Source organism: Pseudoalteromonas sp. MB41 (assembly GCF_020966275.1).
Classification (GTDB): Bacteria; Pseudomonadota; Gammaproteobacteria; order Enterobacterales; family Alteromonadaceae; genus Pseudoalteromonas; species Pseudoalteromonas lipolytica.
The window spans coordinates 1-23,764 of sequence record NZ_JAJJZF010000028.1 but is presented as its reverse complement, the minus strand read 5'-3'; the positions used below and the strand labels follow the sequence as shown (position 1 = coordinate 23,764).

The 23,764-nt window shown below is 36.2% G+C and carries 17 protein-coding genes and 1 pseudogene; 14 read left to right on the top strand and 4 right to left on the bottom strand.

From position 1 onward, the window contains the following. Nucleotides 1–925: 925 nt before the first annotated feature. Nucleotides 926–2,059: a hypothetical protein gene (locus LPA49_RS19130; RefSeq protein ID WP_036973780.1), complete on the top strand. Its 1,134-nt coding sequence runs from the start codon at nt 926–928 to the stop codon at nt 2,057–2,059. A 176-nt stretch (nt 2,060–2,235) separates the two neighbouring features. Here the strand turns inward: LPA49_RS19130 and LPA49_RS19125 are convergent, their stop codons facing one another. Beyond that, a complete protein-coding gene (locus LPA49_RS19125) occupies nt 2,236–2,526 on the bottom strand; it encodes a helix-turn-helix transcriptional regulator (protein WP_036973781.1) in 291 nt (96 codons plus the stop codon). A 106-nt stretch (nt 2,527–2,632) separates the two neighbouring features. On the opposite strand from LPA49_RS19125, the gene LPA49_RS19120 reads away from it, so the two are divergent. After that, nucleotides 2,633–3,547, top strand: coding sequence for a permease (locus LPA49_RS19120; protein WP_036973782.1), 915 nt, complete (start codon nt 2,633–2,635; stop codon nt 3,545–3,547). Between the two features lie 139 nt (nt 3,548–3,686). Here LPA49_RS19120 and LPA49_RS19115 read toward each other — a convergent pair whose 3' ends face one another. Continuing rightward, nucleotides 3,687–4,361, bottom strand: coding sequence for a hypothetical protein (locus tag LPA49_RS19115; RefSeq protein WP_051501950.1), 675 nt, complete (start codon nt 4,359–4,361; stop codon nt 3,687–3,689). A 132-nt stretch (nt 4,362–4,493) separates the two neighbouring features. On the opposite strand from LPA49_RS19115, the gene LPA49_RS19110 reads away from it, so the two are divergent. From LPA49_RS19110 to LPA49_RS19055, 12 genes and pseudogenes are all read left to right on the top strand, one after another. Further along, a complete protein-coding gene (locus LPA49_RS19110; RefSeq protein WP_081759795.1) occupies nt 4,494–6,395 on the top strand; it encodes a DEAD/DEAH box helicase in 1,902 nt (633 codons plus the stop codon). Between the two features lie 259 nt (nt 6,396–6,654). Next, nucleotides 6,655–7,176 carry a hypothetical protein gene (locus LPA49_RS19105; protein WP_036973784.1) on the top strand — a complete coding sequence of 174 codons (522 nt, stop codon included), beginning with the start codon at nt 6,655–6,657 and terminating at the stop codon, nt 7,174–7,176. A 650-nt stretch (nt 7,177–7,826) separates the two neighbouring features. Next, nucleotides 7,827–8,102, top strand: a complete 276-nt coding sequence (locus tag LPA49_RS19100; RefSeq protein WP_036973786.1) for a hypothetical protein — start codon at nt 7,827–7,829, stop codon at nt 8,100–8,102. Nucleotides 8,103–9,046: 944 nt separating this feature from the next. Further along, complete coding sequence (locus tag LPA49_RS19095; RefSeq protein WP_036973791.1) at nt 9,047–14,638, top strand: hypothetical protein; 5,592 nt, start codon at nt 9,047–9,049, stop codon at nt 14,636–14,638. A 274-nt stretch (nt 14,639–14,912) separates the two neighbouring features. Then, on the top strand, nt 14,913–15,245 hold the full coding sequence (locus tag LPA49_RS19090; protein ID WP_036973792.1) for a type II toxin-antitoxin system RelE/ParE family toxin: 333 nt from the start codon (nt 14,913–14,915) through the stop codon (nt 15,243–15,245). Between the two features lie 74 nt (nt 15,246–15,319). After that, the gene (locus LPA49_RS19085; RefSeq protein WP_036973979.1) at nt 15,320–15,634 is read left to right on the top strand and encodes a helix-turn-helix domain-containing protein; all 315 of its coding nucleotides are present in this window, start codon (nt 15,320–15,322) and stop codon (nt 15,632–15,634) included. Between the two features lie 480 nt (nt 15,635–16,114). Further along, nucleotides 16,115–16,615, top strand: coding sequence for a signal peptidase I (gene lepB / locus LPA49_RS19080; protein ID WP_051501951.1), 501 nt, complete (start codon nt 16,115–16,117; stop codon nt 16,613–16,615). Beyond that, complete coding sequence (locus LPA49_RS19075; RefSeq protein WP_036973793.1) at nt 16,602–17,780, top strand: TrbC family F-type conjugative pilus assembly protein; 1,179 nt, start codon at nt 16,602–16,604, stop codon at nt 17,778–17,780. The genes lepB and LPA49_RS19075 overlap by 14 nt, the downstream gene beginning before the upstream one ends. Beyond that, nucleotides 17,777–17,926, top strand: coding sequence for a hypothetical protein (locus LPA49_RS19070; RefSeq protein WP_155950869.1), 150 nt, complete (start codon nt 17,777–17,779; stop codon nt 17,924–17,926). The genes LPA49_RS19075 and LPA49_RS19070 overlap by 4 nt, the downstream gene beginning before the upstream one ends. Further along, nucleotides 17,926–18,969 (top strand): TraU family protein, encoded by a 1,044-nt coding sequence (locus LPA49_RS19065; RefSeq protein ID WP_036973794.1) that lies wholly within the window; start codon nt 17,926–17,928, stop codon nt 18,967–18,969. Before LPA49_RS19070 ends, LPA49_RS19065 begins: the two co-directional genes overlap by 1 nt. A gap of 357 nt (nt 18,970–19,326) precedes the next feature. Continuing rightward, complete coding sequence (locus LPA49_RS19060) at nt 19,327–19,833, top strand: hypothetical protein (RefSeq protein ID WP_155950870.1); 507 nt, start codon at nt 19,327–19,329, stop codon at nt 19,831–19,833. Nucleotides 19,834–20,045: 212 nt separating this feature from the next. Continuing rightward, nucleotides 20,046–20,528: pseudogene (locus LPA49_RS19055) on the top strand (GGDEF domain-containing protein); the annotation flags it as partial. 42 nt (nt 20,529–20,570) lie between these two features. Here LPA49_RS19055 and LPA49_RS19050 read toward each other — a convergent pair. Both LPA49_RS19050 and tnpA read right to left on the bottom strand, forming a co-directional pair. Beyond that, nucleotides 20,571–22,397 (bottom strand): diguanylate cyclase, encoded by a 1,827-nt coding sequence (locus LPA49_RS19050; protein ID WP_036973798.1) that lies wholly within the window; start codon nt 22,395–22,397, stop codon nt 20,571–20,573. A gap of 1,125 nt (nt 22,398–23,522) precedes the next feature. After that, the coding region (tnpA, locus tag LPA49_RS19045) for an IS200/IS605 family transposase (RefSeq protein ID WP_230237491.1) at nt 23,523–23,764 on the bottom strand (242 nt) is incomplete at its 5' end.

Sequence of the window (23,764 nt, the reverse complement as noted above, 5' to 3'; positions counted from 1 at the left end):
TGATTTTTATTCGAAATGATTGAAAATAGGCCAAATTACTGTACCAGATCGCAATTGCACGCTTCTCAGATCGCAATTACACCTTTTTTTAAGGGGTTATTCACAGCCCTGCTGAATCCATACTACAGAAGTTTAGTGAATTTTCATTTGAAAAAAGTTTTTTTTCGCCCGTTACCTTTGTTTGCGTGTGGTACAATTCTGTAAGTCGATGAAATATATGCGTTTTATTTTTCAGATCGGTTTTACACTTTATTTTGTAATTTCTCTGTCCTTTTTAGAGCAAATTTTTCTGATTTATTTTTGATCAATAGTTTTAAGTTCACATCGGGCACACAGAAGTAAGTTGATGAAATAATAAACTGAAAATAAATTTCAGACCCTAATTACACGTTATTCAGTAGTTATGTAGCTTCTCAGATCGCATTTACACTTTATTTTATGAGCTAAATTTTTGTGTCAGATCACATTTACACGTTATTTTATGACATCAAATTTCATCCCAGATCGCATTTGCACGTTATTTTATGACCCCAAGTTTCATCCCAGATCGCATTTACACGTTATTTTTCGGCCTCAATTTTCATCCCAGATCGTAATTACACGTTATTTTTTGACCTCAAATTTCATCTCAGATCGCATTTACACGTTATTTTATGGCCTCAAATTTCATCCCAGATCGCAATTACACGTTAATCAAATAGATAGGTTTTGAACTCAGATCGCAGTTACACGTTATTCATACTGTTACTCAAACTACCAGATCGCAATTACACGTTATTTTTAATAGGTTTAATAGGTAGTCAGATCACAGTTACACTCTATTATCTTAATGATTATAAAGAGATTTTTAATAATGGTGCATTTTACTGTGTTATTTATATAGCGATTTGATATATTTGAAATTCAAGTATGCGGGAATTTCGGTATGAGCAAAAACAAACTTACAATAAATAATTTGCCAGAGACTATCAGCACTAAAGGGCTAGTAGTTCAGGAAGCCGCTGAGGTTGAGCAGCTCAAACTCTTTACTGATGTGCATTTTGAAGGTTTGAAATCAAATTCGTTATCAAATACCTTTCCTTTATACGATTTATGGTCTCGTTTTGTAAGAGTTAAAACTACCATATACCCAATTAGACAAGCACCAGAAAGGCTCGTTAATTCTCGTTCTATTTCTGATAAGTTGGATGGTGTTGAATACACCGGTGAATTACAAATTTCACCAGCTGTAATCAAAGGTAAAGAAACTGACTATGTTGCTTGGCCATCTGACCGCGAAGAAAAGGTAGAAAGGGCGCTTATATCACTTGCAACTAAAGGCAATATTTCTAAGATTAATAACGCAAGCGGCACTCGTTACGCAATTCATTTTAAAATGAATGAACTAAATGCAGAGCTTAAGTCAGTTAATCAATCATTATCTTATCCAGATTTAAAGGAAGCGCTACTAATCCTGTCAGGGAGTCAACTGTCTTTTAACTACAGCACCAGCTCAAATGGTGAAGTAGAAACAAATGAAGCAAAAATGCCTTATCTGGGGTCAATTCATTTTTCTGGTAAAAAAGGGCCAAGCACTCAGAGATGCATTGTATTTCTTAATGAGTACATGGCTCAGCAAATTGAAACTGTATCTTATAAAGGATATTACTTTAACCAGGCGCAACAATTTAAGAGAACCTTATCTAGCTGGCTTACAACCAGACTTTATACACTATTTAGATACGCCAGCCCTGAAAAGACGTATCACTTCATGCTTGTAAGAATAATGATTAAGTTTGGCTCTATTGAGTCAGAAGACATTACTGAAAATCGTTTAATTGCTATTCGCAGAAATATGACTTCAACTATGAAAGATCTTATTAATGCTGGCATTTTAGAGAAGTATGATATCGCTGCTGTAAAGGACGATGAAGATAAAGTTATAGACTACAAGTACACTCTATACCCAACAGAAGGGTTCTGTGATGAAATCGTGTCACTTAATAAACACGCTAAAAAAATAAAAATCAAAAGTAATACGACAGAAGAAGTTGTTGAAACACTGTTGATCGAGCAATAAGGTAGATTAGCCTATTTGATTAGACTTTAGCCCAAACTGCCAAATTTGATTTATAGAGATAAACCAAATTTGGTAAGGAATGGCTGATAGCTGATAATAGTTAATACCTGACATCAGTCCCTATAGTTAGTTGCTAAAAAATTTCTATAACATAATAACTGATTCAAGAATTTCTCTTATTTTTCATCGATGCAGCACTCATCTTGTAAGAATGAAATTACTGAGATCAACTTAGTGTATACAACCGAACAATATAAGACTCTTCCTTCTCTTTTTTGCTTTATTAACCCTGCTGAAACAAGGCTAGCAATATGGTGCGATAATGTTGAATTTGGAATATCTAACTCGTCTTTGAGTGTGCCTACACTAACGCCCTTTTCACCTGCTTTTACAAGCCTCTTAAATACAAGTAATCTGGTAGCATGGCCCAACTCTTTAAAAGCTTTAGCTATCTCTTCAGTTCCCATTATTAACTTGCCTCCTTAATTCGATATTTCGATATTACTAGAAATTTGTTGACATGTATATTGTTTAGATTTAATGTTTCGATACTTCTAGAAATATGGGTTTGTTATGAATATTACTGAAAAAATGGTTTTTGATACTTTAAATATGTTTGGTTTTTTAGCCGTTGAGTTAACTTTGCTTTTTTTGGCGATTAGTTATTTTGTTGGTCTTCTACAGGAGTACATTCCTCCAGCAAAAATACAGAGTATATTGGGCAGTAAAAACGGAAAAGGGTACTTTGTCGCAAGTTTTCTTGGTGCAATAACTCCATTTTGCTCTTGCTCTACAATACCTTTCTTGAAAGGGCTTCTTCGTGCAAAAGCTGGATTTGGAACAATGATGGTTTTCTTGTTCGCAAGCCCTCTACTTAATCCAATTATTATAGGTTTATTCGCTGTTACTTTTGGGATTCAAGTCACGCTATTTTATTTCGCAATAGCGATGGGAGTATCAATTATTGCTGGTGTAACACTAGAAAAACTTGGTTTTGAAAAATACGTTAAACCAGAAGCTTATATTGAACCTGAAAAAACTGGATGCGGCTCGGCTTGTGGAGGGGAAACAAAGTCAGAGAGCAAATGGGTAAGAATCTGGAAAAGCACTTGGAGTGATTTTAAAAAAGTATTACCTTATCTTATTGGCGGCATTGCAATAGGGTCACTTATATATGGTTTTATGCCAACAGAGCTTGTTGCAAAGGTAGCTAGTGAGGAAAACCCTTTTGCTATCCCATTTGCTGCAGTAATTGGTGTTCCGTTATATATAAGAGCTGAAGCTGTCATTCCTCTAAGTGCAGCTTTAGCAGCTAAAGGGATGGGGCTTGGCGCCGTCATGGCATTAATCATAGGTAGTGCTGGTGCAAGCTTAACAGAAGTTATCTTGCTAAAATCAATATTCAAAAACACTATGATCTTTGCATTTCTAATTGTTATTTTATCAATGGCTATTAGCGCAGGTTTCCTATATCAATTTATTTTTTAGTCTAGGTAAACGTACTGTACATAGATTGCGTTTTATCATCAAAGCACAACAAAAGGACCTGTTTGAGTAGGTCCTTTGTGATGAGAGGCTTTGTTAATATAACTTTGTGAATACATCTTCAACATCCATGCTCAAGCGCTTATAGACCCAAACTAGCTGCTCGGTTAAAATTCTGCACAGCAAATTCAGCACTAATGTTGTCGAAGTTTTTCAAATAAGAGTCCAGTGCAAATTGACCTATACGTACTGCTTCATTTATAGGAATAGGTACTCCACAAAGCTTTTTACCTTTTTGTGATACTTGCACAAACAATTTCCCTTCTTGGTATTGAACCTTTAATGATTTGTCATTCTTAGCTCCGTAATGCTTTAACTCAATACTTTCCTTAATGAATAAAAATGCGCATAGAAATTCAATCAAACCTAGCTGAGTAAGCTGAATGGAAATTTTGTTTTTCCAGTCATAACTTTTATTTGCTCCAGAAGCGGCCTCAATTCGAATAGTAATAACCCCTTTCCTTGTTATATCTGCTTTGAATTCGACAGCAGCTTTACTTGCATGAACTTTAATTGAGTAATACCTACCACCGGGAGCATAATCAGGGTTGAAATCACTGCTTTGTGTTTGACCCTCTTGACTCTGTTTCACTGGAGACTGAGCATTATTGTTATGCATATGACTAGGAGTATAGTTTTCATTCACGTATTGGTTTGGACATTCAGCACCAGTGTTATGCATCTGACTAGAATCAAAATACTCATTCGCACTTTTTTGAGGCTGATATTGTGGTTGATATTGAGGATGATTATTCATAAACAAATCCAGTAATTAATTTACTTCATTATTTCAAAACATAGATATCGCGCATTTTTAGAGTTAAAAACCTCCAAGTTGCACATTTTTCAATATGAGGGAATATAAAGGAACGATTCAACGACGGGGAAAATGATGGAGCTTAAATCATTAGAGTGCTTTGGTATTAAACATGCTTGGCAGGTGCCATTAATTTGCCCAGTTGAAATTGAAGATTACACAAACATTGTCACTGAATTTTCTAAGGCATATCAATTAAGCGGCCATAAAATAGTAATAGCTGGAAAATTAGTATCAGCACCATCTTTCAATTGGGTTAGAGGGAAAGGGGTTTTAACAATTGAGCTGTTTGACGATTTAGGTTACTTACTTTCAATAAAGCTTTTCGGTGATACAAAGCTTATTGAAGAAAGTCTGGCTGAAGTTGGTTCAACCTACTACTTTAAAGGAGTTTCATTTGCTAATGGGGCTTACCTAAACTTACGCGCAGCAAAATTGATATCCAGTGCTGACATTGGGAAATACGTACCAATTTACAAATCTAAGCGCGGTTACCTGTCTAAAGAGCAGGTAAGAGAGGTTATTAGAAAACAGTTACCCTGCACACTTAATCAAGCAGAAAAACATCTAAGGGAGGTTATAAAATGGGTACCAAACATTAGACAAGTTTTAAAGACTAAGAAAATGACTTTAAAAGATGTTCTAACCGAATTGCACAATCCTAGTTCGGTAGAGTTATGGGAAGAAGCTAGGGGTGTCATAAAAAGAATTGCCGCCTTATATTGTATCCGTGAAATGAATGCCTTAAATCCAAGAGAGCCAAATAAACTTGTAAATTCTTTACACGGTCTACCTATCAACGTGCTAAAGGAAAAAATTCCTTTTGAATTAACTACAGAACAAACACAAATTGTTGAATCAATAACCAATAAATTTAAGGAAGGTACCAAAGTAGATGGGGCTCTAATTGGTGATGTAGGAACTGGAAAAACAGTTGTCTACGGAATTTGCGCTGCTTCAGTGGTCTCCGCTGGTGGGCGAGCAGCGATTATGTTACCTAGCCAAACCCTTGCAGAGCAAATTCATGAAGAGCTAAATTCATATTTTGGTTCGTTAAAGCCAGCCTTAGTTACATTAGAAACAGAACAAACAAACTTAGAGGAAACGAATTTTCTAATCGGTACAAGCGCTCTGTTACATCGAAGGGTTGGTGTACTGGATTTAGTTGTGGTTGATGAACAGCATCGGTTTGGACTTGAGCAAAGAGAATTACTACTTTCTGAAAATACACACTTTTTGGAAGCAACAGCTACTCCAATACCTAGAACCCAGGCTTTGATTTCGTATGGTAATTCAAAGCACATATTCAGACTTACCAAATGTCATGCTAAGAAAGAGATAACCACTAAGTTAAGACTTAAAAGTGAAAGCCATGCACTAATGAAAGAATGCCTTAATCAAGTTGAGCTTGGTAACAAAGTACTCGTTGTATGTCCCACAAAGGATAATTCTGAGAATTTCGCATCTGTAGAAGAGGTATTCACGAAGTGGAACAAGTTTGCCCGAAACAAAGTTAGGTATATTCATTCTGGTTGCAGTCCAGACCACAACAGAAAATCAATTGCAGATATTAAGTCGGGCAAGGCTAGCATACTAATCTCTACAACAATGGTTGAAATTGGCTTGACTATCCCTCGGTTAACAAAAACGATCATCTATCATGCTGAAAGGTTCGGAACAATAACGTGCCATCAAATACGGGGACGTTTAGTACGTCATGGTGGAAAAGGACAGCTAGATTTATATTGCCCAACTGAGATTGGTGAAAAATCATTACAACGCTTACTTCTCTTAACTAAGTTCGACGATGGTTATGAATTGGCCGAACAAGATATGATCTTAAGAGGATTTGGCGATATTGTAAAAGCAAGCGACTTATCTCAAAGCGGGTCTACTAAATCCATATTAATTGATGAAAAAGTTGAAGTTTCTGATGTGGAAGAAATTCTATCGACACTAGAAAATACAAATTAACTCTTAACATTCAATTTCATTGTTTTGCTCTCTTTGTGAAGCATAAATATCTCACGGAATCGCAAAAAAAAACTAAAAATAGTAAATAAAACTCGCGGAGCACGATAAATATATACTGATATATTACTAACAAATCTAGATCTTATCTTTAAACGGTTAGCAGAGGACAAATTTACTTTGCTGGTATTCATAGGTTGGATACAGAAATAACTGTAGAAGCTAATTAAGTTGTCTAAAAATTTCAAATCTGGAGTTTGTTGTGGAATTCAATTCAGAACGTAAGCTGATCACATTACTCACTTTACTATTAGTTACGCTTTTAGTTGCGGGTATTTTAGTGTGGGTGTCTAACTACCGAGGCTCTATACCGGATATTGAAATGAGCTTAACCCCGGTTGAGAAAGAGAAGCTTAGTGAAATTGGTTCAGTGAAATTAAAAAGGGCAGGTTTTTTTGATCTTGATTGTAAAAGCTATACTGCTCATGAGTTTAGTTATTCTATTACATCAAGTAATAGCAGCAGATCAGATGACTATGCAAAGTGGTCATGCGGCCCAAGCCTGAGATATGTTGATTGCCCTGAAATAAAAGTAAGCATCCAAGGTGAGCAAGCTCTAATTGAATCGGGATTAACACAAAAAAGCGAATATGGTTTAGAGCAAGTGAAAATGTGTGCATCGCTTGCTATTAAAAATGCGCCAACAGAATTACGAGCCACGAATTCAAAGGTAACAAAATCTAATAGTGAAGCAGAAAACCTGCGTTCTTATCAATTAGATTGAGGTTAAGTCGGTTTTATCAAGACAATATAAAATCAGTAAGGTGATTGTATGAGTAATGTGAAATCAGAAGAATTAAAGCGATGTAAATATATAACGACCAGTCTTGTTACAGCAGCAGTCTTGACAGCGTTCTTAGTTTTCATTTTGTACGTTCATTCGCTCATTGTTGAGAACTTAGGCAGCATCGATGCTTTTTTCACACTCGACATCGAATTCCTTAATATATTTTTAGTGATTGTGTATTCAAACATCTTCGTGTTAACAAGCTCGTCAATAATATTAATAAGCGCTAGAAGCGAGCTCAATACTATAACCTGGTACATCGTACTCGCTATCAGCATCCTAACGTACATTATTTTAATGGCCATATATTGCAATAGCTATTGGAGTGTAGAAAACATTACAACTTTCCAAAGCAATCTAGCCACCTTTATTTGGCTACCTGTTTGGTGCTTTGTGATTTTAGTTTTTGCCATTTTGAGTGAAATTCATCGCGAATCTAAAAAATAGATCGTTAACAAAAAAGAATAAAAATAAGCTTGTACTGGCTTTGTGTAACGAGCGATTTCAATCGTTTAACAAAGAGATTTCATTACTAGCGCCGTCTAGTGCTTTATAAGTAATTTGGTTTTTTAAATATTGAGGTAGGTATGATTGCAGAAAAAATTAAGCAATATTGTGATGAAAGCCCATTTAGTAAATTTTCACTTAAGCTTATTGCTTTGCTAGAGGGTTCAAAGCCTAATTTAACAATCGACAATGTGATTTCGATACTAGATAACCGCCAAGAGTTTGAAAACTTTGTTATCGGTTTAGAGCCTTCTAAAAACAAAGCCGAGTTAGAAAAAGTGTTAGAGTATAGCGAAGATTATTTCTCCCAATTAGTTTCACAAGTTTTGACTTTGTTGATTAAGACAAAAAATTAATATTGTCATAGAGTAGGTCATTACCTTTTCGTAACCAACTGATATATAGAGTATAATGTTTTTATTAAGATGAGTTTTATTTATTCAAACTAAAAATACATATGCTATAAAAGTACAGTACCTAATTTATCAACTACACTTACCATTTATAAACTAGTCAGAAAGGCGTATGAATGGTTAATCAATTAGCTTACGTGATAAGCGCACCAGTTTTGCTAGCCTTTAGTGTTCAGTTTTATAAATCAATCATATTCAATAAAAACCTTTCGGCTATTTGCTTCTTTTTTGCAATAGCTATTTCATGCGCGACTAAGGTAGGGTTATTCTTTTTATACAATAGTGGAGATGTATGGAACACACTTTTGTACTTCACATCTCTTAACTTTCTAGAAAAGTTTTTTATGCTGTTCGGGCTTTTCTACTTACTTAAATTGAAAGTTAGTTTCAAAATAACTTTTTGTGTTTTTCTATAATTTACTCTTGGTTGTTAATTGGCTGGTGGCTCGGGATTTCCACTTGGAACTTCAGAGGGCTACTGGCAATGTTTAATGCTTCATTTTACATTTTCTTGGTAATCTTCTTAGTTAAGTTTAAACATCTTCTTCCACAGAAGATCATTAAACCAGCTATGTTTACTTTATCAATTTACACTGTGTTTTGGTTAAGCTTGTATCCAGTCATGGCAAAATTTCCCATATGGAAGACTGTTGCAATCTATTCAGAAACAACTTTATGCATATCGATGTATGCTATTTTCTTTGTTGCTTTTAATGACAAAGTTAAATGTGATAGTGCAGTTTGACTAGGGTTGGTTGGAAATTTCTTTAATCATTCCCTTCCAAAATTAATAAAACGAATTTTTCTTCTATTTCAATTTTTTTTCAGGCTTTATTGATTGGCTAAGTTGGTAAGTTAACTCTGAGTAATTCCAACAAGGTCTAATAATGAGTTATTTAAAGGCAGCGGCTTTAACTACTTTGATGTTTTCATTTAGCGCTATTGCTATCACAACTATCAAAGGAACGATGAATGTCTACAAACCAGAATTTGTCATCGAGAACAAATCAGGCACACTTATTTCAAACGTAAGAAACTTCAAGCTTGAGGCTCGCCAAACTGTTATAGACGATTACTGTACTGTCACTACAGATAACAATTTAGCATTACAAGGGGGAACCTTAAGCGCTGGATATTGTTTATTTGAATGGAATAACACAGCCGGTTATTCAATTGATGGATTTAAAGTTGAAGGCGTTGCTTCCAATTCAGGTCCGAATAGTATTGGCTACTCAATTTATTATTATTCAGGGTCAGCAAAAGCTAAAAAGTTAGTTGATACAAAAAACTTTATTTTCAATTTTGCAGCTCCAGTTAAGCCCACTGTCCAAAGATACTCAGTTAAGCTTGGAAACTCATGGAAAAGCGTAGGTAGCCATACCAATTACAACCCCGCAAACAAGTTTTCTGCAGTTAGAGTTAATGTTGAAGCAAGGGATTACAGTCAGAAGGTATCTATACCATCGCTTGGTAGCTGTACAGTAGTAAGTGGCGCTACTTCATGCGATATTTCATTTTCAGAAATAAAGCTTGGTGATGCTATTTCAAATAAAGTGGGCTCTTTAAGCTATCAAGTGTCAGTTGATTCGAGTAATAGTTATTGGGGAGTTAGTAACACCAAACACGCTTTAACTGTTCCTTGGAATTACCAACCAACAAAAATTGACCTTTTTGAGGTTAATTCAATGCCTGCTAGTTATGCGACTACAAAGACAATAAACGTTAATAGCAAATCAATTCAAGTTTCGAATAACACAGCTAAACTCGTTTTAAATAAGCCTTCAAGCGAGATTGTTGGCGATTGGTGGGCCCCATCTGAGTTAAATGTAAAATTCAGCCGAAATAGTCAGCCAACAATTTCAAGTGGCATCACCTATAGCGGGAATGTTCTATATACAAAAGATGGCTCACTAGTTACTGCAAATAAGACTATTACGAGCACTAAGAGAGAAAGTGTAAATGGTGCATATGTTTACACGTTCGATATGACGCAAATTGAAGATGGTTATTATGGTGCTTCTGTGGCTTTCACAAATTCAAGTGGCATCCCTTCTAACCAAAATTTTAATGGGTTAAGAATTAACAAAACTGCCCCCAAAATTGATATTTTCAAATCAGGTGTTAAGCAAAATAACAGCAGTAACTTTGCATACAATCAAGAGCTGGTAATTTCAACTTTCAATTCATTTACAGATGACGTTGACCTGGTATCGATTCAAGTTAATTCTTCTAACGTTGCTTTTAACAAGCCAAAAATTGGTGTGGCCACAATACCTGACACTGTTATTTTCAAAAATGGCTTAAATACAATAAAAGTTACGGTCAAGGATACTCTGGGACATTTATATTCCAGAACAATCACACTAAATAAAGTTCAAGATGAAATCGAGTTTAAGATTAACAATTTAGGTGGTCGATTAGTATCTCACGTAAAAGAGTCTAGTTTTGAAGCAGTCCAAACTAAGTTTTCAGGTTTCTGTGACATTGTGACCAATGAAGCGGTTGCAATTGGTACCAACAATAATGTATCTGGAAAGTGTTATTTTGAATGGGTTGGTATGGATGAGCTTGATAGAGATAACTTTTCTCTGAAAGGTCGATTGAGAATGAGCGGAGTTGTGCCTGTTGGGTATAAAGTGTTTGCCTATTTTGGCGCGGAGAAAGAGAAAACACTAATCAAATCTGGAACTACATCTTTTAACGTCGAGGCCCCAATTGCGCCTGAATTAACAAAATATTCTATTTATGTAGGGAATAAATGGATCGACAATAATAGCGACGTCAATCACGATCCAAACGCTCAGGTTAAAGCCATTTCAATCACTACAAAGCCAGTTAATTATTCACAACAGGTGATTGTCGATAATTTGGGGAATTGTTTAATAAATGCTGGAAGTACATCCTGCACAATAAATATCACTCCATATTTCCTTGGAAATAAAAATTACATTGGCTATGAGGATGGCATTGTTTCTCACCAGTTTAAGGTAAATTCAATTAATAAGTACTTTACTGATAAAGAAATAAACTCACAGGCCGTTGTTAGTTGGGAATATGCATACTCTCGGGTAGAGCAAGTAAAAGTTAATGCAAGGGCTAGTGGTTTGCCATTGAGCTTTGGCTTGTTAGGCGCTTCTATAGATGTTGAGAACGAAACAGCGAGAGTTGTATTTGATAAACCGTCTCCAGCTATATCAGGTACATGGTGGCTTCCTAAATCGATTGAACTTGAGTTTAAAGTTAGTGGTTCGCACGAAGTCCTTAAGGAACTTGAATTTGACGGGACTACTCTTTTTAAAAACGATAATATTACTGAAGGTGAAACTGTAATAGTAAAAAATCTAACCGGGCCTGAAGTTATTAATAACAAGTTTATTTATACAGCTGATGTGCAGAGTGTACCAGATGGACACTACGATATTACGGTTACTTCAAAGTACTTATATTCAAAATCAGATAAAAAAGAATTTAAAAACGCTGCATTCTTATCTCGTAAGCAGCCATCAATTTCTATTTTCAGAAACAGCCAAAGTATGGAGGAAGATGATGAGTTCTACTTTGATAGTGAACTGTTAGTAGCAGGGTTTAATGGCTACGTAAATGGTGTCACTATTGAGAGTGTACAATCAAACGGCGTGCCATTAAGTTTAAATTCTGTTGGTGACGGTATTGTCACTATTAATGGCTTAACTCAGCAGTTATCACCAAAAGATAATGCAGAAATTAGTGTTGTAGTTAAAAACTCTTCAGGTGATAAATTTAATTATGATCTAAATGTTGTCTTTGCTCCTATGTCGTTTGATATAAAGCATCGTGAAAACGACTATCTACCGTTCAGACTAATTGAATTGGTTTATTTAGATTCTGAACAAGTGAGCGGCGAAGAGTGCCGGTTCTATAGTGAAAGAGACCTCGCGGTTAAATATGCGCGCAAAGGTGTTAAAAGTTGCATATTCAATTGGGTTAATTTACCAGAAGGCTTTGAAATATCATTGCGAGGTAGAACACCATCGGCTGTTGGTTATTTAGACAAAGCGCTTGTAGAAATTGAAAGCGATATCGAAATAATTAATGAGTTTGGTGAAACGCTGATCATACCTAATGAAAAGACACTGATTTCTTCTCAGGAACCAACAGGGATTTCAGTTGAAGCTAGCTCAAGGCGAGAACTTATAAACGGTTTTTATCCAGTTGAATACTCGGGTGGTGAAATTGTCAGAATGGGTACTGTATCGAGCCCTGGTTCATTAGATATGACATTCGACACCAAAGGGGTTAGCCAAACATTTCCGAAAAACCCTTCTACAAGAACAGGTGAAATATTTAGAACATCTGGTAGGTTCGATATGCCTTTTGAAGTTGAACGCAATCTATGGGAAGTATTCCCTATCGATTACAACGTTAAGTACCATAGAATGCCAGAAATAAATGCATCCCAAAGCATTTATGCTTTAGTCGTTCCTGATAGCACACTTGGCGTTAATCTAGATTTTCAAGATGATCAGATCCTATCTACCGATGAAGTAACGGCTAAAATCAACCTTGGGAATTACAATCGAATCGATGGATGGGTTTATGACAAAAGCTCAATGGGTGAATGGGAAGTTTACATAGGTAAGTATGACAGAAGAAATATACCTGAACCATTAACAGAAACTGTCACAATAGATGCGAAAGGAGAAGCCTTCATAAAAATGCCAATGGAAGTTATTGGCGAAGAAAGTGGAATTTATGTTGCAGTAGCAAAAGCAAAAACACCTATACCTGATTATGAGTACTATATTCAGTCTGCTCGTGCATACTTTATTGTGTACAAAGGCACTAAAATTGAAGGGGAGCTAAAGGATGGCTTAATTAAGGGCCGGATACCATTGAGAGCTTCAGCAATTTACTCACCTGAAGACCGAGCAGATGTTGGATCACTTGGCAAAGTTGTGTGGGAAGTTTCAAGTAACGGTTCAGATTGGAGGGAGTCTACAGAACATAAAGATACTTTACGTTGGCGTAAGCGATATGAAAACGAAGAAATTGAATACTTGAGAGTTAAAGTTGAAAATAAGTTTACAGGCGAATGGTCAACTAGCGGTACTCTAAAAGTTGTTGGTTATGAAAAACCTGAACTATTAATTCAACAAACTAATGAAGTTCTATTTAATGAAGCTGCAAAGTTCGTTTTGTATGACGGAGATAACCTCGTTCAAAATGGGGATGGTGTTATCGAGTGGTCAACTGATAATCGTAAGTCTTGGTTCTCAGGTCCAGCAGAAATCTCATTCTATAAAGATGACTTTACAGGAAGAGATATCAATGCCCGAATGAAATATAACGGGATAGCAAGTGACAGTAGTTTGGGTGATGAAGCTTTTGTCGAAGCTAGGGCGCGATACTACTTCTTAAGAGCGCCACGATTCTATTTTGATTTAGATGTCCCTGATCTAGTCGAAGTCGGCTCTACACACCACATTAAAGGAAGCTCTTTCACAAGAACTGAGTCTATTAATGGTAGGACTCAAAACCAATGGGTGTTACCGGATGGGAAAGTAATAAATGATAGTGAATTTGACCTGACATTTAGTGAAAATCTTCTTGAAGGAAGAAACTTTATTCTGACCTTCCAAGCTTGGGTAGAGGGGTCAAAGCAAGAGACAATCAACGAGACTAGAGTTCGTGTGAAAAGCTGGACATACGAGTTTCCTGAAATTGAACTAAACATGCCAGCTACAGTAAATTATATGCCTTCTAAACATATTGCATGGGTAGGCTTAGAGCGTCATTTTGCTCCTGGCGTCGAGTATGCATATGAGCTACTAAAAACACCCGGAGTTAAAGTGTTAAATCAAGATGACGGCAAGTTTACTCTGCAGTTTTCCCAAGAAGGAATGAAAAATCTCATGTTTAGGGTTACAAACAGCAGGGGACAAAGTAAAGAAGTAAGCCAAATTGTAGAAGTTTTACCTCCAACACCATTAGAAATTGAGATTGTGCGTACATTCAGTAATGAATACCTGAGATATCCACTAGATGTATCACTTAGATCTCGTGTATGGCTTTCACATCCAGATGATAGAGTTGCAGTGTATAAATGGTACTTGGATGGCGAGCTTGTCATGGAAAGCAAGCGTTATAGAGAAAGTATTGGAGATTTATCAGTTGGCAATCATTCTATCCGCGTCGATGTTGAAACTGAGTTTGGTCAGACTGGTTCGCAGTCATTTGAAGTGAACGTGATACCAAATCAGAAACCAACCGGAAGTATTAATATGCATGAAACAGATCAAGTGTTTGAATTACATCTCAACTGTAATGACTCGGATGGTCGAATTGCTGCGACTACATGGCAGTTAAATGGTGAGTTACTAACGCATTCTCATAATATTATCCAATTCAGCAAGGATAAGCTAAAAGGCACAAATTATGTTGTAGGTAGATGTTATGACGATAGTTTTGAATTCATAGATATCACTCAGACAATTCATTAAATGATATGTGAATATGGCAGCTATTTTTACTGCCATATTCATAAAAAATGAACAACTTTTAATTGGGCTCAAATGTTGCTGAAAGGTTGAAAATTATTGAGCGGCTCGTTAGTAATCCATTTGGCCAAAAATATTGATCATGGTGTTGTGGAGGATCTGTTTGGTCATGCATCGAGACAAGTTGTGACAGATAAATACAGCGGTAATCTACTGCAATTATCAGACGCCATTAATAGCGTATACTCAAGAATAAAAATGACAGGGCATTAGGAAGTTGAAAAAATTTAAGTTTATAAACAATCAATCAAAAAAAGAGTTTCTAGCGTTGCCCGATAAAATTCAAAAGCGCTTTGCAAATGATTTAAACGCTATTTGTCAAAACAAAGAGCCATTTAGCAAGTTTAAGCACTTAAAGGAAAGTGTAGGCATTGGTGCAGTTGAGCTAATAGAGAACGGCAGGCCAGCATATCGAACGATTTACGTTGCTAAGTTTGCAGATACAGTGTTCATCTTGCATTCGTTTACCAAGACGACTAACGAAGTCGATAAACAGGCTATGGACACTGCAAAGAAGCGGTACAAGCTAATGCAAAAAGAAATTAAATGAAAAATATATCAACACTTGTATATATATCATTGCTGATATATAGTGCTTATAAGTTAATCAATAAGGTTTTTAAGATGACTCTTGAATACTCAAATATCTTTGATGCAATCACCGAAGATAAAGCAGAAGCCTCTGAATTACAGACACGATCAGATCTGATGATTGTCATTCGTGACATTATCAATGCCAAAAATTGGTCACAGGCCGACGCTGCAGCTCAATTAGGGCTAACGCAACCTCGCGTGAGCGATTTAGTTAATGGGCGAATTGAAAAGTTCAGCATTGATAAGCTAATGACTTGCTTGTATCGCATAGGTTTCCGTTTTAAGCCTGCGTTTGCTGATAATCAATTAACAATGGCTGTAGAAGCAGTTACAACTAACAAATGATTGAAATACGCATAAAGTAAGGTGCTAAAGCAAAGGCTGAACTTCAAGGTAATGCGGTGAGAGATATCGCTGGTTACCTCAAAAACTACTCTGCGGGTATAGAGTAACTAGCGAAAGAGATTTGACTTGACCATATAGATCTTTCGACTTTGGGACACAGAAATTTAGAATTAGTTTCCACGATCTAGGAACCCTATACTTGATGGTATTGTTCAATTCTCTGAAATTGATGAGATATTAAAAACTTTAATTAAATAAGCACATTTAAGACAGAAAATGTATAAGTTACAAAAAAGGTAGCCTCAACCAAAGGCTACCTTTTTTTATACTAGAGTTCTTTGGAGGAGACTTTAGTATGTCGTTAATGTACCACAAATACTTTCTTAATCGCCAAAAAAAATTCAATACGAAAGAAAATCTCAGAATTACTCAAAAATCTCACTGTAGAATTTATTTACGTTCTCACAAAAACAATTAGCTATGAATAGCATAAAGTTGAAAAGCACAGTCATAGTATGCCTTACACTACTTGGCTTATATTGGTTAGCGGAATTATTTTTTGCTCGCTTCACATTTTCTTTTCCTACATTTCAAGAGCAATGTTTGTATGCTCACATGTTCATAGTCGACAATCGTGATAAGGATATTAAAAGGGGAGATTTAGTTGCATTCAAATTTAACAAGGAAGATAAAAATTTTGATAAAGGGTTGAACTTCATAAAAATTGCAGCTGGTGTTCCTGGCGATGAAATCAAGTTCTCGCCAAATGAAATGCTTGTAAATCGAGTCGAATCCAAAATTGCTGGAATGACGCATGCCATTAATTTCTTACAGTTAAACCCAAAAGAGTATGAGCGACAAATTACCTTGAATGAAAATGAATTCTTTATGGTTGGTGAGACTATTTATAGCTATGACAGCAGGTTTTGGGGGCCAATAAATGAAGAGGATATTTTGGGGAAAGCATATGCAATTTTTTAAGTCGATACTTTTGCTTTGTGCGTTCTCAGTCTCCGTAAGTGCCAATCAAAAAAACAAATATGATGTTTCTAGTTTTCAAGACGCTGCGAATAAGGCTGTCGAGAAAGCCAAAGAAAATGGGTGGTTAAAAGATATAGATAAGCCAACAATTCAAGAAAACGATATAGCTTTAGCCAAGTCAATTGCAGATCAGGCTGTTGTTATTTCCAGTGATACAATGAAGAGAGCACTTCCACAACAAGAAAATAAAATTGATTTATTAGAAGGTACAGATGGCGCTATTTTTGTGAGTTTCTCAATGCCCAGAAGAGCACTTATTGATGCCTTCAAAGTGGCCAAAGAGCATAACCTAACAATTTTATTTAGAGGGTTAGAAAAAGGGGCTACACACATATCATCGACGATGAAGCTTATTCAGAAATTAAGTGCTATATCAAACGTAGAACCAAATGTAGGAATAAACCCACTAAGATTTAAAGAGTTTAATGTAACCGGTGTACCAACTATCGTCATAAGAAATGGTAATAAGCATCTTATTGCTCAGGGCACATTGAATGCGCAATATGCAAAAGAGCAGTTTGATCAAAAACAAGGCGATTTCAAGTTTGAACCATTAGGTCAATTATTCAATATTGACGAACCTGACATCATAGAGCAAATGAAAGCTGTAGCAGGCAAGATTGATTGGGCTGAGAAGCAACGTTTAGCAAAAGAAAGGTTCTGGAAGAAATATAAAACTTACCCTCTCCCCACGTCAGATGAATCTAAGCAGTGGCTAATAGATACGACTGTTCGCGTAACTCAAGATATCAAAAATGGCCGTGGAGAAATATTGGCTCGAGCTGGCGACATAACAAACCCTTTAAAACAATACCCTATGCATTTAACCATTTTTGTAATTGATCCCTATGTGAAGTCACAGGTTGATTGGGTTAAGGAAGAATTAAAATCGATATCAGGACAGTTTCAGATTCATCTAACCCATATGGATAAAGACAAAGGGTGGGATGAGCTTAGTAAGTTTCGAAATGAGTTTGGGGCACCAGTTTTCATTTTGCCTAAACAAGTTATTGAGAAATTTAAAGTGGAAGCTACACCAAGCAAAATCGAAACACAAAGCAATGGCTATTTACTGGTACGTCAATTCGATTGGAGTGAAAAATGAAATTAATTTTAGTTGGGTTAGGCGTTTTGGGTGGGATCTATTTAAGTTACGAGTACCCCACTGTAGCAAAGCAAATTTGGGATACCGCTTGGCATTACTTTCTAATCGCATTTAATTGGTTAGAGTCAAAAGTGGGCCAATTGTAATGCGCTTTACATTGATTTCCCTTATTTTCTTAGTTGCTTTATTTTCAACGCAAACAAAAGCTCAAGGTAACGCATGCAATAACGCGAATGTATTTAGCAACATAATAAATGAAGTTTGTTGGTCGTGCTTCTTGCCAGTACGATTGATGGGAGTAGGTCCAAAACCAAATGGGGCTGCACCTGACCAATCGATTTGTGCTTGTAATGATGCTCTTGGAATCCCGGAGTTTGGCTATCAACTGGGGTTTTGGCAGCCGTCTAGATTAGTCGAACATGTGAGAGTTCCATGGTGTGCACCCGCATTAGGGGGAGTTAGGCTTCAGGATGATCTATTTTCATTGTCGACTGGAGTGGATGTTAAAAGTTCCGGTGGTGCAGACTTGGCAACGTACCAATACCATTACTATTCATACCCATTATTTGCGATGTTGGAAATTTTGTATTTGCCTAAATGTGGTGGTGAATATACAGATTTTGATTTGATGTACCTTAGCGAGATTGATCCAACTTGGAACAATGATTTGCTCTCAATTTTACTATCCCCAGAAGCATTTATATTTGCAAATCCAATTGCAAAAGCGTGGTGTACTGCGGATTGTGCCGCAATTACAGCAGGAGATGTTCAAGAATCTACATATGGTTGTGCTGGCTGCGACGGAAGTCTCTATCCATTTACTGGAAATGTTTATCATGGTGAGTCTGGGCCGCGTGTAACTTCTCTTTTGACACAACGTGTACTTGCGAGTTTGCACCGAAAGGGGTTGGCTAGAAAAACAATCGGAGAGGATGCAATGTGTAAACCCGAGTTTTGGCCAATGATCCCCAAATCCCAGTATAAGCTTTCGATGCTTCATCCCGTAGCTGAAGCTGATATAAACTCCCCCAATGGTAAGTGCTGTCACCCATTGGGGGAGTCTGAACATAAATGGTCTACAGCGGCAGGTGGTAGAACCATCCCAGGTCTTGAAGATTACCTATATTTACTGTGGCGGTTTAATGACTGTTGCGTAATTAGTTCTGGTATTAATGTGCCTTCAAAATAGTGAGTAATTGTACTTTCTGTTCCAAAACTGGAATGGTTTCTGAGAAGAATGGAATAGAAAGTCTTTTCTGACAAGGCTTTTAGCGCGGAGGGGAATATCGATATTTTTGATTTTCTGATAAGTGTTATTCAGCCATAAATGCTCTTTGAACAAGATATTACTCCACGTATTGTCAGTTATGAATAAAAAAACACTATATACGCGACTTTCCTTCTTCATAGTATAAAAATGAATCAATTAGTGACATTGCGCATTAGGGGGGTTATGCAATAAGATCTGTAAGTAGATGGAAATATTGCGTAAATGTAAAAACTAGCGCTATTCTAGTTTCGCTATTCAAGGAAGGAGTTTGTCCTCGTGTTGTCATTCCAAACCCTCGCAATGTTGTTCCTACTGGCTATTTCTAACTTAAGTATTTGGCTTGCAGATGGTTTCATTACATTTATTGCATTTACCGATAATGTCGCAAGTATGACTTTTTCACAGCTACTCAATGCAATGACCGAGCTTAATTTGTTTGTGATTTTAGCATTACCTGAATACTGGCATGCGAATTCCCATCATTCATTTTTGGAAGCTCCAGCATTTTGGTTTGAGCCTGCAACAAGTATTGCTGCGTTCATCACGTTTTGCTTGTTATTGCTATTTTCAAGTATTGTTCATTCGTTAATAGGTTACACAATTGCAGCTATCATGCTTGTACTTGGGATTGGCTATATGTTAGTCAGCTGGGGTATTTTAGTGGATGTAACAGAGCCACAGCAGGTTGGCTCATTTTTAAGCATCGGTGTACAGGGCTTGTTAGTTCATTCGATATTTTGTTTTGGATCTTTGCTATTTATAATAATAAAAAATGCGTACTAAAAATATACTCTATTAATAATATTAAGCTTGCTCAGTCATTTTTGCATTGCAGGTGATGTAAGTTGGCAAAAACAAGCAATAGAGCAAACAAGGCTCAATGTTATTTTTTTTGTTAACATTGCTGTTTTTGCCGTTGTACAGGAATTAACATTATGGCAATTAGTAAAAAATAACGAGCCAATCAACATCATTATTAACAAAGTGAGTTAGACACCTTAACACAATTATTGAATCGTCATGGTTTCCATCAAAGTGTTAACAAGCTTGATGATAAATCTGGGTTTTTATTAATCGCAGATATAAATAACTTTAAATCTATTAATGATCGTTTTGGGCATAATATTGGTGATAAGGTTTTGCATCGCGTAGCACAAACATTAAAAGAACAAGTTCGTGGTAGTGATATTGTAGCTCGTTATGTGGGGGAGAAATTTGTGATATTTTTCCCTTCACAAGATAGTGACCAACTAAAGTTGATCTCCCACAGATTAATTTGTTCTGTAAGCGCACTCGATTTTTCAGATTTAAACGAAAATCTAACGCAAGTTACTATAAGTGTAGGCCTTGATAAAGGTAGTGTTGAGGCTAATCATTTTGAGCTGTTGTATGAAAAAGCAGATACACTCTTGTACAAAGCTAAAAGCTCAGGTAAAAATCAATTTATTATGGGGCACCTTGAACGTGTGACTGTTTAAATTAGCTTAGATCAATATTCACATGTCTAGCTTAAGCAAAAGTTAAACTACCACACTATTTTTGCCATTTTGCTTGGCTTTGTATAAGTTCAGATCAACACGTTTTGCTGCCTGTTCAGCAGTCTCATGCGGGGTTATTTCAATAACACCAATGCTTACGGTTGAATTAATACCCAAAGAAGTATGTTGTTTTTCTGCTATTGAATGCCTAATTCGCCCCGCAATGTCTTTTGCATTTTCGAGAGTTTGGTTTTCAAGCACAATCAAAAACTCTTCACCACCGACTCGTCCCACCATACCTGAACAGCGAACTGTGCTTACAATGGTATTTACGACAGAAATGATAAGCTCATCGCCAATATCATGGCCGTATTGATCATTTACAGCTTTAAAATGGTCAATATCAATAGAAATCAGTGAACTTACTTGCTTATTGTGTAAGTTTTTTTGCATGACACTTCGCTTTAAATTAATGATAGCTCTGCGATTTGCTATGCCTGTAAGTTCGTCTTTTAAGGCGAGTACTTCAAAATACTTTTTTTGGCGGACTTGTTTAAAGCTGTAAATGGCAAATAGGATTAAACATACGCTGGCAATAATGAGTGTTAAGCGCTGCCAAAAGGCTTTATCTTCAGCCACTGTTAGTAACTCTTTTTGCAGAGCTGAAGCTTGTTCTAGACGAGTTATTTCACGCTTCTGTTGTTCAAAGTTAAAGTTTAGACGTGCTGATATAAGGGCGTTATTGGCTATGTCTGTTTGCTTTTGTTTTATTATTATTATTAGTTGTTGTTGAGCATTTATGTGTAATAAGGAATCATTTGTAGCTTCAGCAATTAATGAGGCAAAGCTTAAATACCTTTCTTTAAAACTGACCGGCCATGAGTTTTGCTTAGTTTGTAACTTGTTAAATAAAGTGAGAGCTGCGTTTAGATTATTGCTTTTTAAGTGCCATTGGGCTTGTGTCATAGTTAGTAGTGTTGTGATCCAGCTATCATCTATCTTAAGTTTATCAACAGCGGTTAAATATGACTTTGCAGCATTGAGCTGGTTTAGTTCGGTGTACAACTCAGCTAATTTTATCAATACATAAGCATAACCGTTATCGCTTTCGTAAGACCTTACATCTTTTTTGATTGACTGATACAACTCTATAGCTTTAGGGAGATTTCCGCTTTTTTCATGGGCAAAAGCGATCTGATCGATTACTTTGTAATGTTCTTGTTTATTAAATTTGGCTAATTCGGTTGCAGAGCGTTGCAGTTGTTCAATTGCTAGATCAAAGTTGTAAAGAGCAATATGAATATCTGCTATTTCTTTTAGGGCAAGAGCTTGTTCATAGCTATTTCCTGATTTTTCAAATAGCTGATAGGCTTTTTGCGCTGCATGGAATGCATCTTCATAGTTTCCTTGGGCTAAGTAAATACGATTGAGTACTGTACTAGCGTTAGCAATGCCGTTTAGCTCTTCAGGGTTTTGCGTGTTTGCAGAGTTTTGAGTTATAGGGGTTAAAAGTATTGTGGCTAATTGGTAATTGCCTTGGTTGTACTCTTGGAAAGCTTCACAGACTGTGAGGTTTTGTTTTAATATTTCGCTACCTGAGTTATGAATTATTGACTTTGCATTATTTAAAAAGTCATTGTAATGGAGTAGCCCATTAGATGTAGTGACATCAGAAAACCAACACTTAAACGCCATTACTCGCGCATCATCAAGCACATTTTTATATGGCATTCCTTGTTCTAACTTTTCTAAAATAGCTCTCGACTCAGAGAAGGTGGTATAGCCATAAAGAACCTTATCTATTTCATTTTTTACTTCATTGGCGGTTAAATTGGCAGAAAAAAGAACAAAGCATAAAACCCTTAACATTTAAACTGTTACTCCATCAACTACTATTCCGTTACTAAAATTTAGTTATTATTTTTAATTGAGGTTAACATAAAAGTTGTTCAATAATAACAATTACGAGAAGCTTAAAACTCGAAAGGTTTTGGTTTTCTGCTGCCTTTTAGATTCCATCAAAGATTTGCTTAATTTCAGCGACTTTTCGTAATAAAACACAAATTCCAATGTTTTATCAGAAACTTTAATAACTCTCTATCAGAAACTGATACACAATTTTATCGTCTGTAGTATAGCTAAATTCCAGCCTTGGATCAGAAAGAACAATGGTTTTAGCTTAGCTAATTTTTTGGAAGCTGCGCGACCTCTAGATACTCCGGCTGTTGAAAGTGTTGAAAGTGTTGAAAGTGTTGAAAGTGTTGTAAGGGTAGCTCCTTTTATATAAGCTCATATTGCGTTCGTTAGCTTTACATATTTAGGGACTCATTTGGGAAAATTTGTTTTTAGCAAAAAATTACTAGGTAATTGAGCGATACCCCCTAGATTTATCTAATTTTAATATTAAATTAAGCTTATACTTGTTTCGGTTTTTTTTACTCCACCTATAAAAAGTTAATATTAAAAACATGGAGTTATTGAAACAACAGTGTGAAGTGAATCACTTATGGGCGCCACCTTAATGTCGAATAAGGGGGGCTCATAAAGTTTCGAAAAATTTTTAAGTATGGAAGTTTGACAATAATAAGCACAGCCTCTATATTTAAAGTGTATTTCATAAATTATTGAGCCAGCAATTTCCTAATTGATTATCAATACCCAAGCATACAAACTCACCTTCATCCCTAAGTTTGTATGCTTTTTTCTTTTGTATCCTAGTTTAGCCAGAATGACGCTGGATTTGCTTTTTGTGCTTCTATACTTTGCTGGTTTGGTATTCTATAACAGAGGTTTAGCTATTAGGTGACATTATGTTCTTGTCGAGCATTTTCTATTGCTAAAGACTCCCTATATTCAGCAGTTTCTGCTGTCAGTTTCCAATGAACATCAGGTAAATCCTGTTGCTCAACTACTTGTCTAACCTCTGCTATAGAGGTTTTGAACATTAGGCTTGCGCAATCTCACCCTTTCAAGGGCGAGTCAAGCAAGAGGTAACTAGTCTTTTTTCTGACTTAAAGCGCGTGAAGTTTTTACGGCTCTTTCACTTGGCGGTGTGTTTTGATTTTCAATGTACTGCTTAATTACATCCAAACTCGCGCCGCCGCATGACACGACACAATAACTAGGCGACCAAAAGTGATTTCCCCAAAGCATCGTCTTAATCCGATTCCAATACTCACGCCTTAGTATATATGACGACTTCCCTTTTAATTTGCCAACCAAATTCGATACAGCAA